Consider the following 15450-nt stretch of genomic DNA (forward strand, 5'->3'; position numbering starts at 1 on the left):
AACTAGCGCGCACCCTCCGGTGCAGCGGCCGATGCTGGCGCTTGGCATCAGGCTGGCGGCGATCTTCGTGCTGTCGGTCATGCTGGTGCTGGTCAAGCTGGCGAGCGAGGCGGGCCTGCACTTGGCGGAGATATTGTTCTGGCGGCAATTGCCTACCATACCGATGCTGCTGCTCTGGCTCGGCGCGCGCCGGTCGCTTGGCCTGCTGCGCAGCCGGCGAATGGGCAAGCACGCCCTGCGCGCGGTGATCGGGCTGATCGGCATGGGATTGAATTTCGGTGCGGTTACGCTGCTTCCGCTTGCAGAGGCCACTACCTTCGGGTTCACGAGCGCCATCTGGGCGGTGGTTCTGTCCGCACTCATCCTGCATGAGGCGGTAGGGCGTTGGCGGTGGAGCGCGGTCGCTCTGGGCTTTACCGGCGTGATCGTCATCGCCCAGCCAGGACTTGGAGGGGCAGATGCGATACCCCTGTTCGGTGCGCTGGTTTCGCTGGGGGCGGCATTCATGATTGCACTGATTTCCATCCTGATCCGCGATCTCGCCGCGACCGAGCATCCAGTTTCCATCGTGTTCTGGTTCAGCGCGTTCTCGCTGCCGATCCTGCTGGTCCCGATGATGCTCACGGCGCAGGCCGCAACCGCCTACCAGTGGGCACTGCTGGGCGGATTGGCGGCAAGCGGACTTGCCGGGCAATTGCTGCTGACAGCTGCATTACGGTTCGGCGCGGTGTCGAGTGTGATCGTGATGGATTATTCCGCGCTGTTATGGGCGACCTTGTTCGGCTGGGCCGTGTTCGACCGACTGCCGGTGGCCGCGATATGGGCCGGCGCGCCGCTTATCATTAGCGCAGGGCTTATAATTGCATGGCGCGAACACCGGCTGGCGAGGGAGCGTGCCGGAAGAGCTGCGACAGCACTTTCAGTGTAAAGCGAGCGATCCGGCAAAAGTCGGGAACGGAATGGTGTGTGATACGTTTTCGCTTCCAATCGGTGGTTTACCCTCAAGGAGTACTAATATGATCAAGAAATTCCTCCTCGCCGCGAGCATTGGCGCGATGGCCCTGACCGCAACCGCCTGCAACACTGTCCGCGGTGCCGCTGCCGACGTCGATTCCGTTGCTGACGAAGTCGATGAAGCAATCTGATTTCAGCTAATTTTCGGTTCTTGACAGAGCCGCAACGAAACGCCCGCCCGTCAAACGGCGGGCGTTTTGCGTTCGGATCACCTTGCTGCCTTGCGATATGTGAGCATAATGTTGTTCGCGGGCATCGTATGACGCGCCGTCCGCAGCATCCGCTGGTCTAATGCCAAAGCATCCACCGTTGCCGTATCACGCAAACCCCAGCGGGGATCGCGCGCACGCAGGCTGGCGTCGAACGCAAGATTCGATGCGACTGTGTCCAGGTCCGCTTCGATATACGGACCATACAGGACCAGCGGGCCGTCGCCTGCCAGTAGCCGTGCCGCGCCGCCGAACAATCCCTCCGTCGCGGCCCATGGGCTGATATGCACCATGTTGATGCACAGCACAGCGGCAAACGGACCGCCAGGCCAGTCAGTCATGGCGCCAGCAGTATCGAGCGTGATCGGTTCTCGCAGATTGGCCAGCCCGCTCTCCTCGGCCCATTCCGCAATTCCCGCCATGGCGGACTGGTCCATATCGCTGGGCTGCCAGGTAAGGTGGGGGAAGGCGCGCGCAAACCGGACCGCGTGTTCGCCCGTGCCGCTCGCGACTTCCAGCACCGTGCCGGTTTGCGGCAGTTCTTCGGCGAGCACCGCTGTAATGGCTGCCCCGTTACGGGCTGCGGCGGGCGCATGGCGTTTCATCCTAAAGTCGCGGTTTCGATTGCTTGCGCGGATGGAGCGCACGCGCGCGCCGTTCTCGCAGCAGCAGCCAGACAAACAGCCCCAGCGGGCCTGCCAGCAGGGTGGCCGCAAGCACCGGGGCCTGCAGCCAACGCGAAAACCCCTTCGCATCGGCGTCCCGCGCAATCCACAAGCCGACAAAGAGGTCAAAGGCGAGGTAGTGCATCCAGCCGACAACGACACCGCCATCGCTGGCGAAAATTGCGCGCACGCCTTCGATGCTGGAGAAGTTGCCGCCTTGGCCAGCGGCTCCAGGGTCTAACGCGCCGCTAACGATTCCCGCCAGTCCCAAAGTGTATGCCAGGCACAAAAGCCCGACGCCTGCATAAAGGACGAAGGCGAGCGGAAATGGCTTTCGCGGCAACAGGATCAGGATGATCCAGCAGGCCAGCGCCAGCATGTTGGCAAATCCGAACAGAGCGTCCCACATCGCGTCAGCCTCCTGTGTCCGCAATGTCGGCGGCGATTGCGGGAAGGCTGTTTGCCGCCCGGCGGATCGCGTCATTGTCATGCTTGAACCGGCCTGCTGCATGACGTTTGGCCAGTGCCAGAACCGCATCCGCCACCATCCGCGCATCAATTGACCGCACTGCGCGATATTTGCCGTGCAGGAACAGGTCGGTAATGGGGGCAAGCATCATGCCCAGCCGTTCCGCCGGACGCCGGTCATCCGAACGCGGCCCTTTCAACAAGCCCGGGCGCACGATGTCGAGCCGCTTGAAGCCGGTCTTCATCAAAGCTTGTTCGGCCTCACCCTTCACTTTTAGATAGAAATTGTTCGATGCCGCGTTGGCCATGGTCGAGCTGATTGAAATGAACCGTTCGACGCCGAACTGATGCGCGGCTGCGGCCACTGCCAGCACGAGATCGTGATCCACAGCGCGAAATGCCGCTTCATCCTTGCCCGCCTTGTTCCAGGTGGTGCCCAGCGCGTTGACCACCACGTCCGGGCGGACCGATTCCAACACTTCGCTCCAGTTCGCAGGATCGGCCACCACCATTTCCATTCGTGCACCGGCTGGCAATTCCGCCTCCCGCCGAGCCAGCGCTACCAGCTGGAAATCGGCTCGGCCGGTGCAGGCTTCCATGATCCGCGAGCCGACCAGGCCCGTCGCGCCGACCAGCAGGATCTTTTCAGCAGCAGGGCCGCCTGCGGAAGAAGGTTTAGACATTTCGCAATCCTTCGGGAGCCGCGCCGAACAGCACCTCGTAGCGATCGATGGCGAACCGGTCGGTCATGCCGGCGATGAAGTCCGCAATATGGCGGCTTCGCTGCGGCTCGTCCTGCGGCAAGTGGGCAGTCCATTCATCACCCATCAGGGCCGGATCGGCAGCGTAGGCATCGAACAACCGCGCAATAATCTGTGTGGCGCGTGCTGCCGTGCCGGTCTGTTCGGGATGGTAATAAAGCTTGTCGTACAAGAACGCCTTCAACGCCCGTTCGTTCGCAGCCATGGCAGGCGAAAATCCCGCCAGCATCGTGCCTGCACCGCGGATATCGCCAATCGAACCGGCGCCCTTCACCGCCTGTCCCGTGTGGGCAAGCAGATCGTTCACCATCAGCCCGATCTGGCCGCGCACCAGTTCGCGCAGTTTGCGGTCATGCGGTGCGTCGGGGAACCGCCGTTCGACGGTCCGCCATTGCTCGGCCACGAAATCAAGACCGAGCAAATCGTTCAGTTGCAGAAAACCAGCGCGCAGCCCGTCATCGATGTCGTGATTGTCATACGCGATGTCGTCGGCCAGCGAAGCGACTTGCGCTTCGAGCGAAGGATGCTGCGCCAATTCCATCGGGTAAGCAGCGTCCAGTTCCGCCAGCGCCCAGCCCGGCTGAAGGACCGGGCCGTTATGTTTTGCCAGCCCTTCCAACAACTCCCATGTCAGGTTCAGCCCGTCGTGGCCGGGATAGGGGCTTTCCAGCCGCATCAAGGTGCGCAGGGTCTGCGCGTTGTGATCGAAGCCTCCTGCGCTTTGCATGGCGGCTCCCAGTGCTTCCTCCCCGGCATGGCCGAAGGGGGGATGGCCGATATCGTGGGCCAAACATAGCGCCTCGGTCAGATCCTCGTCCAGCTTCAGCGCGCGGGCGATGACGCGGCCGATCTGCGCGACTTCCAGACTGTGCGTCAGGCGAGTGCGGTAATGATCGCCATCGGGGCTGACGAATACCTGCGTTTTGGATCGCAGCCGGCGGAAGGCGATCGAATGGATGATGCGATCGCGATCGCGCTGGAATTCGCTGCGCGGCCCGCGCGTTTCCAACCCGCCCGAAACACTCGTACTCGTAGAGAATTCACGCCCTTTGCTGGCGGCGGGATCGGCGGCGAAGGGTGCTCTTTCCATGTGCCCACACGATTAGGCTGGGCATGGAATGCGGGCAACAGGAACAGGTTGGCAACATGGGCCGCCGGTCACGAAAAACGGTCCGGTCGCGGCGAAAGCAAGTTTCGGCCGGAGGCTTCAGTCGCTGCCGAGCAGCCAGTCAGTCGCCTTTTCGCAATGGATGCGCGTGGAATCGAAGATCGGCAGCACGTTGGCTTTCACATCGACCACCATTTCCAGTTCCGTACAGGCCAGCACAATCGCATCGGCCCCGTCCTGTTCCTTGCGCGTGATGATGGTGCGCAAGGCGCGTTCCGCATCGCGCGTGACCCGGCCCAGCACCAGTTCTTTGTAGATGATGGAATCCACCATCTCGACCACATCCATGTCGGGCGGCAGCAGGTCCACACCATGCGCCACCAGTCGGCGGCGGTAGAAGCTTTCGGTCATCACAGTGCGCGTGCCAATTAATGCGGCGCTCTTCACACCCTTCTCTTCCATTGCCTCGCCCACGCAATCGGCAATGTTGATGACGGGCACGGAAACCTGTTCCTGCACTGCGTCATAGACGCGGTGCATGGAGTTGGCGCAGATAATGATTGCGCCGGCACCCGCCTGTTCCAGACGTTTGGCCGAGGCGGAGATGGTCGACGCGGCGCGGTCCCAATCGTCCGCATCGCTGAGATTGTAGAGGTCTTCGAACGACAGGCTTTCGATCAGCAGCGGCGCGCTGGCCGTCTGCGGACCGCGTTGCTGCACCAGCCGGTTGATGTTTTCGTAATAGGTGCGGGTGGCAATCCAGCTCATCCCGCCAATCATTCCAAGCTTGCGCAAGATAAGCCCCCAAATTCGGTAAATATCAGGTTACGTCGCCTATTCGGGACATTGATCCCAACAACTTCACGAAAGGTGAACGACGCGCGCGTCAGCCGGTTCCGATTTCGTTTTCCGGCCGGGGTTCAGGCGCGGCGGAACGCGGCCGATAGACTGTGCTTTCCAGCCACGCGCGCAAATCCCGCACGCTGCGCTTCGGCGCCTCCTCCATTGGCAGATGACCAATGCCCGGATAGGATACCAGCGTCGCATTCGGCAGTGTCCGGGCGTACCACTGCCCGGCAGCGAAAGGGATCAAAGCGTCCTCCTCGCCCCACATAACCAAGGTGGGAACACTGGTCATCGCCACATCGCGCGGCTTGAAAACGTGCCAACCGTTCGAGAACCTTTCCAACGTGGCCTGACGATTGCCAGGATAACGGAGCAGTTCCCAGTACCGGTCCACCGCTTCCGGCGTGACGATGTCCTGGTTGGACACAGATTGGGACAGGCTTGCCGCAATCATCGACCGCGGGGTAATCTGGGTAATGAGGTTGCGAATGACCGGCGTGGCCGCAACGGTAAAGCCAATGTTCCCGCCCTCGTCTTCCTCGCGCCTTATAGGCGCACCGCCTGCATCGACCAGCACTAGGCCGGCAAGTTTTTCAGGGTGCTTCATCGCATAGCCCATTGCAATCGAGCCGCCCATTGAATTGCCTGCCAGCACGAAACGGTCCAAACCTAAATGGCCGACCACCCGGTCCAACTGCGCCACAAACGCGTCGTTGGAATAATCGCCATCGGGCGCTGGACCGGTCAGGCCGTGGCCGATCTGGTCGAAGCGGATGACACGATAATCGTCCTTCAGCCGGGCGACCCATGCTTGCCACGTGTGCAGGTCGGAATTCGATCCATGAAGCAGGACGATCGTTCCAACCACTCGCTTGGCATCCGGTGTCGCTTCATCGCGCAGATGCACTGTCAGGCCATCGCCAATCGGGATGAATTGCGATGGCGCACGCCCATATTTGGCGCGCATTTCAGCAGGATCGGTATCCGGCGTCCGGAAAAACAGGAAAGCCGAAACCAGCAATATCGCCAGCAAGACCGTGATGCGAAGAGCCCATTTCATCATCGGTTCGCTACCCCTTCAAACGCGCGAAAACTTACAGAGAACCGCGCGGGCCGACCTAACTCCCGGCAGTCATTTCCGCGATCCACCGTTCCACGGCCAGCACACCGTCATTGTCAATCGTTGCCTTGCCCAGTTCCGGCATGGCAACACCCGCCTCCTCGCTACGCATTCGGTGAACCAAGATCGACTGGTCGGGCGAACCCGGCACGATATCGAATTCCAGCCCGCCCGATCCGCGTCCGGCGGCGACGGGGCGCTTGTTCACGCCGAACAGCTCCTCCGCCGATTGCTCCCAGCGCAGGTCCAGCCCGCTATTGGAAGCGGTAGCCTTCGGGCGGTGGCAATGTGCGCAGTTCACGTCGAGATAGGCGCGCGCCGCCTTGCCGGCATCGGCGGCGGCCCAGTTTTCCCACAAGGGCAATTGATCATGCCCCTCCGGTATTTCATTCAACCGTCCCGCAGCGACGAAGTCCTCAAGCCATACGGCGGACAAATTGCGCGCCTTGGGGCCGATCGGCACGACTTCGCCCGCCAGTCCGTGGCATTCCTTGCACTGGTTCTTGTTGGGAATGCGGTAACTAATCTGGCGGCCTTCCGGCGTGGTGACAGGCACGCGCCCGCCCGCCAGCGCGAGACGCGCCTCGGTCTGCGCGTCGTTCCATTTGTAGGGCAGCGCCAGCCAGCCATCCTCACGGTGCAGCAACACGCGGGTCTCGATCAGGCGGCGATCCGCCCCTTCGCCGAACGCGAATGTCTTGATGAGCGCGGTGCCGACCGGTAGCTTCAGCAGCCCCTCGCCATCTGCGACCGCCTGCTTGCCATCGGGGATGTAGGCAAAGCGCAGCTTGGCCGCGCCATCGGAATAGAGCGGGGTGTTGAGGCGGTAGGGTGTAACACCCGCTTTCGGGATGTGCGCCGTCAGGTCCGCGAAGAACCCGTATTCGGAAAGGGTGCGCGGTATGCCGTCCATTACGGCCGCGTCGGAAACTGCGGCAGGTTCCGCCCCGCGCGCCATAGTGCCGGCCGCGATACTACCGCCAAGCGCGAGCCCGGCTGCCAGCAATAAAGGCCCGCCCCAACGCATCAGAGCGCCAACCGCGCTTCCAGTTCGGATGGCGCGCCAATGCTGTCGTCACGCGCCGCGCCATCGGGTGCGCTTACTTTTAGCGGTGCGGGCTGAGCCGTCGCCAGGTCCTGCCCCGGCTTCGTCAGTCCCATCGTCCAGCCCTGCGTTCGCGGCGCCACACGCAGCGCGTCCACATCGCTGCTGTTTCCGTCCCACATCACCGGGGGCAACGCGCCGCCGAATGCTGCCAGCAGCTGTTCCTTGCCATCGATCTGCGGATCGGTGCCATTGCGGGCAAACACATTGGTGCCGACCACGACATTGCGGGGATACGGATTGTAGCTGTCATCGTCATAAGTAAGCGGATAGGCGATTACCATCACCGCGCTGGTCGGGTTGTCGGTAACGATATTGCCTTCGACGAACACATCGTCGTTCGCCATGATCAGGATACCCGTGCCGCGCCGCACGCTGCCCACGATATTGCCCGGCGGCGCAAAGTTCGGTTCGTCGTTCGCCACCACCAGATTGCGCCGCACGATCACATTGCCGCCGCCCATAACGGGCAGGTTAGGCAGGTCGAACACCAGGATACCGCCCGTGTTGCGGGTGGCGAGGTTGTTTTCCACAATGGCATCGCGGCTGTTCTCAATCTCGATCCCGGCCACATTAGCTTCGGCAATGGAGTTGCGCACAGTGATGCGGGTGGACTGGCCCACATAGATGCCGGCATCAGACGCGCCCGATACCTTTACGCCGTCGATCAATACTCCGGTGCTTTCAACGGGATAGATCGCATAGGCGCCGTTGCCGCTATCCGGGCCGTTCGTCCATTCGACCCGGACGCGGTGGTAAATGATATTGTCGGCCCCCTTGGACTTGATACCGTCACCCTTGGGGTTTTCCATACCGAAGTCGCGCAGGGTCACGTTGTCGGACGTGACCAGCATTCCCTCCCCCGCGCCTGCCTGGGAAGTGAAATCGAGCACGGTTTCATCCATTCCCGCGCCGCGCACGGTGACGTTGTCGACATCCAGACTGAGGCCGTCCATCAGCACGAAGCGCCCCGCACCCAGCACCACCTCGTCGCCCGGCTCGGCCAGGATCAGCGCCTCCTGCAACCGCTCAGCCGCGCCTTCGCCGGCCGCGACTTCATGAGTGGCGGCGTAAGCGGCGGGCGCGCAGAAAACTGCCAAAACGGCGGCGCTTGCAAAAATCGAGCGTATCATGGAACTCTCCCTTGCGCATTATGCGGCGAAATGCGCTTAATCCCCTATGAATTGTGTGGGGTTGTGTTAACTTGCCGCCGAACGCGTGCACAGGCCTTAGCACATAAACAGGTCAGATACTTGAATAGGCCAGACACTTGAATAGGGGAGTCACTATGCTCGACAGATATCGTTTCGATCAAGATGTCGCGATGAATATCGCCGAGAAGGCGCTTTACGCCATCGGCATACTCATTGTTACATGGGTTCTGGCGAAAATCGCCAAATGGGCTTTTGCCAAACTGGTCGATAATGTTGCCTTTTTCCAGCGCGGTACGGCCAGCGGGGCCAGCATCGGCACCTCGCTCGGCAAGATCGTTTCGCTCCTGATCTGGCTGTTCGGCCTAATCGCGATCCTGAACGTTCTCGGACTCGGCGTCGTGGGCGGACCAATCAACAGCCTGCTTGAGAACATTGTCGATTTCATTCCCAACCTTATCGGTGCGGGCCTGATCTTCTTCATCGGTTTGATGGTGGCGCGTATTGCGCGTGACCTGGTGGTCACCACGATGCAGACGCTCGACGTCGATCGCTGGGCCAATCGCGGCGGTGTGGATGAAGCCACCGGCAACACCACGATTTCCAAGACCATCGGCACGATCGTCTATGTCCTGATCGTGATCCCGGTCGCCATCGCGGCGCTGGAAGCATTGGATATCGCCAGCATTTCCGGCCCGGCGAGCAATATGCTCAACATGATCCTGTCGGCCATTCCGAACATCATCGCTGCGGCAGTCCTGCTTGGTATCGGTTATGTGATCAGCCGTTTCGTGGTGCAGATCCTGAAGGAAGTGCTGCCGGGCCTCGGCGTCGACCGCGCTATGGCTTCGGCCGGGTTCGTTCCGGAAACCACATCGGCTTCGAACGTCCTGGCGCGCATCGCGCAGATTGCCATCATGCTGGTCGCGGCGATCGCGGCCACGCGGGCTTTGGGCTTTCCGGAACTGACGCTGCTGCTCGGGGAAATTCTCGAACTGGGCGGTCAGGTCATCTTCGGTGCCGTCGTGATTGGCGTTGGTTTCATGCTGGCAAATCTGCTCGCACGGATGATTAGCGACACCGGCGAACCCGGCCTTGGCGGGATCATCGTCAAATATGCCACCATCGTGCTGTTCACGTTCATGGGCCTTAGCTTCATGGGTGTCGGCGATGAAATCGTGCAGATGGCCTTTGCCGCGCTGGTTATCGGCGGGGCGGTTGCAGCCGCGCTCGCCTTCGGCCTCGGTGGCCGCGAATGGGCTGGTCGCAAGCTGGAACAGATCGACGATAAGGCCAAGGAAAAGGTTTCGTCGTCCGGTTCCGGCAACCTGGGCAGCACGACTGCCAAGCCTGCTGCGAAGCCTGTCGCTCCCAAGAGCGACAAGCCGCTGCCGCCGGGCGCATAGGCCAGCCGCCCGATCAGGGCGCTAAGCCGCCGCCATCTTCCCTGATGGCGCACAAAAAGTTAGGGGCGCGGGATGACCATCCTGCGCCCCGCTTTTTTGTCCGACGCCCAGCCGTTGGCCACGCTTGGCCGCGACAGTTTTTGCGCCGCCTTCGCGCATCTGTACGATCCTGCCGATCTCGATACATTTCTGAAACAGGTTTACGCGCCGGAGGTGGTGGCAAAAGAGATCGCCGACGATTTTTGCATCCACCAGCTCGCTGCCGTATCCGACAAACCCGACGCAAAGCTGCTTGGTTTCTGCAAGATGCGCGATCCCAGCTGGTATGCCGATGACAGCAACGCCGCCAACCCCATCGCGCTAGGCCAGCTTTACACCGATCCCGCTGCCACCGGACAGGGCATCGGGGCCGGGCTGATGGACTGGGCGCTCGATCTCGCCCGCAGTCGCGGCCACGATGCCATCCAGCTATCAGTCTGGAGCGAGAACACGCGCGCCCAGAAGTTCTACCAGCGTTATGGTTTCGCCAAGATCAAGGACATCGAGTTCTGGGTCGGTAATACTTGCGACGCGGAATTCCTGTACGAATTGCGCTTGTAAGGAGAAACCGCAAAGCGCGGTGTAACCAATCGTCCAGCAACGGCGAAAGCCAAAGCAAGACCGCGCATAACGCCGCCTGCATGTGTGCAGCGAACAGTTGGAGGACCAGGCCGTGATTGCAGACGAAGCCACGCTGGCCCGCCTCATGGCCGCTTCGCAACAGGGCGATCGCAATGCGTATACTGTCCTGCTGGAAGAGGCGCAGCGCTGGCTCACCCGCTATTTCCGACGCAAACTGCCGCCGCAGCAGGTCGACGATCTGGTGCAGGACGTTCTGATCGCAGTGCATCAGAAACGCGCCACTTGGGATAGCAGCCGCGCCTTCCTGCCGTGGCTGGCGGCCATCGCGCGCTATCGCTGGATCGATCATCTACGCAAGGTTTACCGCGTCGAAACGCGCAGTCTGGACGGCAACGAACCGGAAACGGAAAGTGACGAGGACAGCGTAATCGCCCGCCTCAGCCTCGACCGATTGTTCGAAAACCTTCCCATCGCCCAGGCCGAAGCAATCGAAATGGTCAAGGTGGAGGGACTGTCCATCCGCGAGGCCTCACAGCGCAGCGGACAAGGCGAAAGCCTGATCAAGGTAAACATCCATCGCGGCCTCAAGAAACTGGCCAAAATCGTCGAAAAGGCAGACTGACGATGAACGACACTACTCCCCGCCGCGGCACTCCCCGGACCGAAGAATCCGGAACATCCGGCGTGCTGATCGACAGTTTGGCGGAATCTCTCACACCTGTGCGTCCCATGCGTATGGTGGAAGGCGCTGCCATGCTTGTGCTGGCCGCTGTCGCCACGGTACTGGGCGTGTCGCTGATTTCCGGTCTGTGGAACGGCGGCTTGACCGGTGCCGCCTCCCCCTTCTTCTACATCGTCAACGGATTGCTGTTGGTGCTCGGTCTGGCCAGCGCTAGCACCGCCCTGCGGCTTGCATTCCCGCGTGTCGGCAACCGTCATGACGGGCCGCTATGGGCAATGGCAATGGTGGCGATCCTGCCATTGGTCGCGATCCTGACGCTGGCAGTAGGCGATGGCGGCATCAGTGTGGTCGTGCAGTTCCCTTATGGTTTGGGCTGCGCTGCAGCGGCCATAGCCGCGTCCACCATCAGCGCGGCCGCATTGTTCGCGTTCCTGAAGCGCGGCGCGCCGGTGTCCTTGCCTGCAGCTGGCCTGCATCTGGGAGTCGCCGCGGGCGCGCTGGGTTCGGTCGCTTATGGCCTGTCCTGCCCGTTGGATGGGTTCGGTCACCTGGCCATCTATCATGTCGCCCCGGTGATGGTCACCGGACTGCTCGGTCGATTGGCGGTGCCCCGGCTGCTGCGCTGGTAGGCGCCCGGGCGCAAACCGTCAGAGCCAGCGCCACCGCCAGAACAACGCCAGTTGCATGGCAAACACCGCGCAGCACAGGCCGACCACGATCCAGAACGCATCGGGATCCTCCATACCGGGCATTCCGCCCACATTGATGCCGAGCAAACCCGTCAGGAAACCCAGCGGCAGGAATACCGCCGCCACGATCGTGAGGATGTAATTCGTGCGTTCCGAACGGGACAAGGCACGGGCGCGCAATTCGTCCTGCAACACCACCGCGCTTTCCTTGCTGATGTCGATATCTTCCAGATAGCGACGCAGACGATCGATTACCTCGGCGATCTCACGGCGATCGTGATCCTCGAACCATGACGGCGCGTCGCGGGAGATCGCTTCGAAGGCGACATGCTGCGGTCCCATATGGCGCTGCAGGGCGAGGCAATTGCGGCGGATGGTGGCGATGGTTTCCAGCATGGCTTCGGGCTGGTCGGCCATCGCCCCATCCTCAACCCGGTCGATATGGTCGTTCATGTCGACGATCGACTGGTTCATCCGCGCCACCATTCGTTCGGTCAGGTTCGTAATCAGCGCACCGACATCGCCCGGCCCGTGCCCGCGGTCAATTTCCGCCAATACATCGCGCGGGGTCTGCAACGGGTCGCGGCGCAGCGTGACCAGCCGCTCCCCATCCGCCCATAATTGCATGGACACCATGTCCTCGGGCTCGGCCCCGGGATTGAAATTGATACCGCGCAGCGTGGCCACCAATGTGCGGTTTTCGCGAAAGGCGCGCGGGCGAGTGGCGTCGCTCACCAGCAGTTCCGCAGTGGGTTCGGGAACGTTCAAATCCTCTTCCAGCCACTGCTGCACACCGGGTTCGTTGCGGCACAAATGCACCCACAACACCTCGCCCGCCGCCTGCGGACGCCAGGCCATCGCTTCGGTCCAATCGATGGCTCTGCCGCTGCCCTTTCCATCCAGCACACGGCCGAACAGCAATGGACTTTTTCCGGACTGCGCATCGCTTTCGGTCAAGATCGGGCTCTGGTTCAACGTTCGCTTTCCTTGGTGTTTTAAGAAGACCTGGCAGCGACCATTACTACCCTATGTTTTCATTAATCCGAACTTATTGATTTCGCGCATAACATTGCGGAATGGAACAGGAAAACGCCAGCGACCTCGCCGCCTTCATGGCTGCGACAGGGCCGATACCGGGCGAATTGCGCGGAGACCGGATCGACCGTATTCTCGATACGGTACGCAGTCATCTGGGCATGGAGATCGCCTTCGTCTCACGCTACGTCGAAGGGGATGAACGTGAATTCACCCATATGTCCAGCGACCTGCCGCTACCACACGGTGCCGGGCACCGCGAGCCCAAGGAAGACAGTTTCTGTTTCCACATCCTGGAAGGTCGCCTGCCGCAGCTGATCCCCGATGCACAGGCCATACCCTTTGCGCGCAGTTTGCCCATCACCGACATATTGCCGGTCGGCTGCCATTTGAATGTGCCGCTGCGGCTGGCGGACGGTTCCGTATATGGTAGTTTCTGCGCGCTGAGCCGCGTCGCCAATCACGAGATTACCGAACGTGACATGGGCGTGCTGAACGCCTTTGCCGAACTGGCGGTAGAGTCCATCGAAAGCGAGCTAAGCGAGGGGGTTGTCCAGCAACACCTGGCCGACAGCATCGCAGCGGTAATGGAAAAAAGACAGCTTACTATCGTTCACCAGCCAATCCATTCCCTGGTAACGGGTCTGCCGGTGGGTGTGGAATGCCTCGCGCGGTTCCCCGATGCCGGCACCCGCGGGCCTGACCTATGGTTCGACGAGGCGGCGCAAGTCGGGCTTGGTCTGGAACTGGAAATGTTCGCCATCCGCGCCGCATTGGAAACATTGGGCGCATTGCCGGAAGGCCGATACGCCTCCATCAATGCTTCGCCTGATACCATCCTGTCAGGCGAATTGCACAATTTGTTGCACAAGGTTCCTTCCGGAAAGCTGGTGGTGGAAGTCACGGAACACGCGCATGTGACCGACTATGACGGACTGGCAGAGGCATTGCGCGGCCTGTCGAAAAACGCCCGCGTGGCTATCGACGATGTTGGCGCTGGCTATGCCGGATTGCGGCATATCGTCGATTTGTCGCCCGACATATTGAAGCTCGACATGAGTTTGACGCGCGATGTGCATCTCGACAAGGCGCGCCATGCGCTGTCGTCCGCAATGGTGCGGTTCGCCGCCGAAATCGGTGCCAATCTGGTTGCAGAGGGTATCGAGTGCGCCGAAGAAGCCGCCGCGCTTGCCGCGATGGGTATCGATTACGGACAGGGTTATTATTATGCCCGCCCGATGCCGGTTGTCCGGGCGCAGCGGCACATGCTGGGCCTGCCACAGGAGGAGGAAGCCGATAGTCCCGTCCAGGTTTCTGCCAACCAGATGCCCATGGCGCGCACCGCCTGAGAGCCTTGAGCCACGCTCGTAAAAGACCCAAGCAACACCCCGCTTCCGCTCGGACGAACAAGCGCCTATAACATCCAGCATGTCTTCAATTCGCCCCTGGCGCACTATCGAGCGCCGCCCATCCCGGCAGATCATGCTGGGCGATACGCCGGTTGGCGGCGATGCGCCAATTACCGTGCAGACCATGACCAATACGCCGACGGAAGATGCGGTCGCCACGCTCGACCAGATCCGTCGGTGCGAAGATGCGGGCGCGGACATCATCCGCGTATCCTGCCCGGACAAGGCCAGCACCGCGGCCTTCCACAAGATCGCGAAGGCCGCACGCGTGCCGCTCGTCGCGGATATTCATTTTCATTACAAGCGCGCGCTTGAGGCTGCCGATGCCGGTGCCGCCTGCCTACGGATCAATCCCGGCAATATCGGATCGAGCGAACGCGTCGCGGAAGTAGTCCGTGCAGCCAAGGCGAATGGTTGTGCCATCCGCATCGGCGTAAATGCCGGTAGCCTGGAAAAAGACTTGCTGGAAAAATACGGCGAGCCCTGCCCCGAAGCGCTGGTGGAAAGCGCGCTTGATCACATCAAACTGCTGCAGGACCATGATTTCCACGAATTCAAGGTGGCGGTAAAGGCATCGGACGTGTTCCTCGCCGTGGCTGCTTACCAGCAACTGGCAGACGCGGTGGACTGTCCGCTGCATCTGGGCATTACGGAAGCCGGCGGGCTGATCGGCGGCACGGTGAAATCCTCCATCGGGATGGGCAATCTGCTGTGGGCGGGCATCGGCGACACGATCCGCGTCTCGCTTTCCGCCGAACCGGAAGAAGAAGTGCGCGTGGGCTTTGAAATGCTCAAAGCGCTCGGCCTGCGCACTCGCGGCGTCCGTGTCGTGTCCTGCCCGTCCTGCGCACGGCAGGGCTTCGACGTGATCCGCACGGTCGAGGCGCTGGAAGACCGGTTGCAACACATCAAGACCCCGCTGTCGCTGTCCGTTCTCGGCTGCGTGGTGAATGGTCCGGGCGAAGCGCGCGAAACCGATATCGGCCTGACCGGCGGCGGTGCAGGCAAGCATATGGTCTATCTCAGCGGCGTGACTGACCACACGGTGGAAAGCGCCGACATGCTCGACCATATCGTGGAGTTGGTCGAGGCGAAGGCAGCGGCGCTGGAAGCCGAGGCGGACAGTGCCGATACGCTGGAAGCTGCCGAGTGAGAGACGCT

General features: G+C 61.5%; 17 protein-coding genes. 8 read left to right on the forward strand and 9 right to left on the reverse strand.

Annotated features, from left to right (window positions below; genetic code table 11):
• Positions 1-31: 31 nt before the first annotated feature.
• Positions 32-928, forward strand: a complete 897-nt coding sequence (locus HME9302_RS09740) for a DMT family transporter (RefSeq protein ID WP_115367651.1) — start codon at positions 32-34, stop codon at positions 926-928.
• A gap of 88 nt (positions 929-1016) precedes the next feature.
• Positions 1017-1145: a hypothetical protein gene (locus HME9302_RS13490; protein WP_268243478.1), complete on the forward strand. Its 129-nt coding sequence runs from the start codon at positions 1017-1019 to the stop codon at positions 1143-1145.
• A gap of 77 nt (positions 1146-1222) precedes the next feature.
• Here HME9302_RS13490 and HME9302_RS09745 read toward each other — a convergent pair whose 3' ends face one another.
• The 8 genes from HME9302_RS09745 to HME9302_RS09780 form a co-directional block, all read right to left on the reverse strand.
• Positions 1223-1828 carry a DUF938 domain-containing protein gene (locus tag HME9302_RS09745; RefSeq protein ID WP_115366853.1) on the reverse strand — a complete coding sequence of 202 codons (606 nt, stop codon included), beginning with the start codon at positions 1826-1828 and terminating at the stop codon, positions 1223-1225.
• Position 1829: 1 nt separating this feature from the next.
• Positions 1830-2297, reverse strand: a complete 468-nt coding sequence (locus HME9302_RS09750; protein ID WP_115366854.1) for an ABA4-like family protein — start codon at positions 2295-2297, stop codon at positions 1830-1832.
• A 4-nt stretch (positions 2298-2301) separates the two neighbouring features.
• Positions 2302-3039, reverse strand: a complete 738-nt coding sequence (locus HME9302_RS09755) for an NAD(P)H-binding protein (protein ID WP_115366855.1) — start codon at positions 3037-3039, stop codon at positions 2302-2304.
• Positions 3032-4207, reverse strand: coding sequence for a deoxyguanosinetriphosphate triphosphohydrolase (locus HME9302_RS09760; RefSeq protein WP_115366856.1), 1176 nt, complete (start codon positions 4205-4207; stop codon positions 3032-3034). Before HME9302_RS09760 ends, HME9302_RS09755 begins: the two co-directional genes overlap by 8 nt.
• 117 nt (positions 4208-4324) lie before the next feature.
• Positions 4325-5005 (reverse strand): aspartate/glutamate racemase family protein, encoded by a 681-nt coding sequence (locus HME9302_RS09765; protein WP_115366857.1) that lies wholly within the window; start codon positions 5003-5005, stop codon positions 4325-4327.
• A 106-nt stretch (positions 5006-5111) separates the two neighbouring features.
• On the reverse strand, positions 5112-6134 hold the full coding sequence (locus tag HME9302_RS09770; protein WP_326833163.1) for an alpha/beta fold hydrolase: 1023 nt from the start codon (positions 6132-6134) through the stop codon (positions 5112-5114).
• A gap of 55 nt (positions 6135-6189) precedes the next feature.
• Positions 6190-7218, reverse strand: a complete 1029-nt coding sequence (locus HME9302_RS09775; RefSeq protein ID WP_115366858.1) for an SO2930 family diheme c-type cytochrome — start codon at positions 7216-7218, stop codon at positions 6190-6192.
• On the reverse strand, positions 7218-8429 hold the full coding sequence (locus tag HME9302_RS09780) for a parallel beta-helix domain-containing protein (protein ID WP_115366859.1): 1212 nt from the start codon (positions 8427-8429) through the stop codon (positions 7218-7220). The genes HME9302_RS09775 and HME9302_RS09780 overlap by 1 nt, the downstream gene beginning before the upstream one ends.
• 155 nt (positions 8430-8584) lie before the next feature.
• Here HME9302_RS09780 and HME9302_RS09785 point away from each other — a divergent pair, with 155 nt between their 5' ends.
• The 4 genes from HME9302_RS09785 (at position 8585) to HME9302_RS09800 (ending at position 11785) form a co-directional block, all read left to right on the forward strand.
• Positions 8585-9853 (forward strand): mechanosensitive ion channel, encoded by a 1269-nt coding sequence (locus HME9302_RS09785; RefSeq protein ID WP_115366860.1) that lies wholly within the window; start codon positions 8585-8587, stop codon positions 9851-9853.
• A gap of 72 nt (positions 9854-9925) precedes the next feature.
• Positions 9926-10453, forward strand: coding sequence for a GNAT family N-acetyltransferase (locus HME9302_RS09790; RefSeq protein WP_115366861.1), 528 nt, complete (start codon positions 9926-9928; stop codon positions 10451-10453).
• 112 nt (positions 10454-10565) lie between these two features.
• Positions 10566-11096 carry a sigma-70 family RNA polymerase sigma factor gene (locus HME9302_RS09795; protein ID WP_115367653.1) on the forward strand — a complete coding sequence of 177 codons (531 nt, stop codon included), beginning with the start codon at positions 10566-10568 and terminating at the stop codon, positions 11094-11096.
• Positions 11097-11098: 2 nt separating this feature from the next.
• Entirely contained in the window at positions 11099-11785 is a 687-nt protein-coding gene (locus HME9302_RS09800) for an NrsF family protein (RefSeq protein ID WP_115366862.1), read from the forward strand.
• Positions 11786-11803: 18 nt separating this feature from the next.
• Here the strand turns inward: HME9302_RS09800 and HME9302_RS09805 are convergent, their stop codons facing one another.
• Positions 11804-12820 carry a zinc transporter ZntB gene (locus HME9302_RS09805; RefSeq protein WP_230079957.1) on the reverse strand — a complete coding sequence of 339 codons (1017 nt, stop codon included), beginning with the start codon at positions 12818-12820 and terminating at the stop codon, positions 11804-11806.
• A 101-nt stretch (positions 12821-12921) separates the two neighbouring features.
• Between HME9302_RS09805 and HME9302_RS09810 the strand changes: the two genes are divergently transcribed.
• Together HME9302_RS09810 and ispG are read left to right on the forward strand one after the other, a co-directional pair.
• The gene (locus tag HME9302_RS09810; RefSeq protein ID WP_115366863.1) at positions 12922-14229 is read left to right on the forward strand and encodes a sensor domain-containing phosphodiesterase; all 1308 of its coding nucleotides are present in this window, start codon (positions 12922-12924) and stop codon (positions 14227-14229) included.
• 79 nt (positions 14230-14308) lie between these two features.
• Positions 14309-15442, forward strand: a complete 1134-nt coding sequence (gene ispG / locus HME9302_RS09815; RefSeq protein ID WP_115366864.1) for a flavodoxin-dependent (E)-4-hydroxy-3-methylbut-2-enyl-diphosphate synthase — start codon at positions 14309-14311, stop codon at positions 15440-15442.
• The last annotated feature ends 8 nt before the right edge of the window (positions 15443-15450 follow it).

The organism is Alteripontixanthobacter maritimus (genome assembly GCF_003340475.1).
GTDB classification, from domain to species: Bacteria; Pseudomonadota; Alphaproteobacteria; order Sphingomonadales; family Sphingomonadaceae; genus Alteripontixanthobacter; species Alteripontixanthobacter maritimus.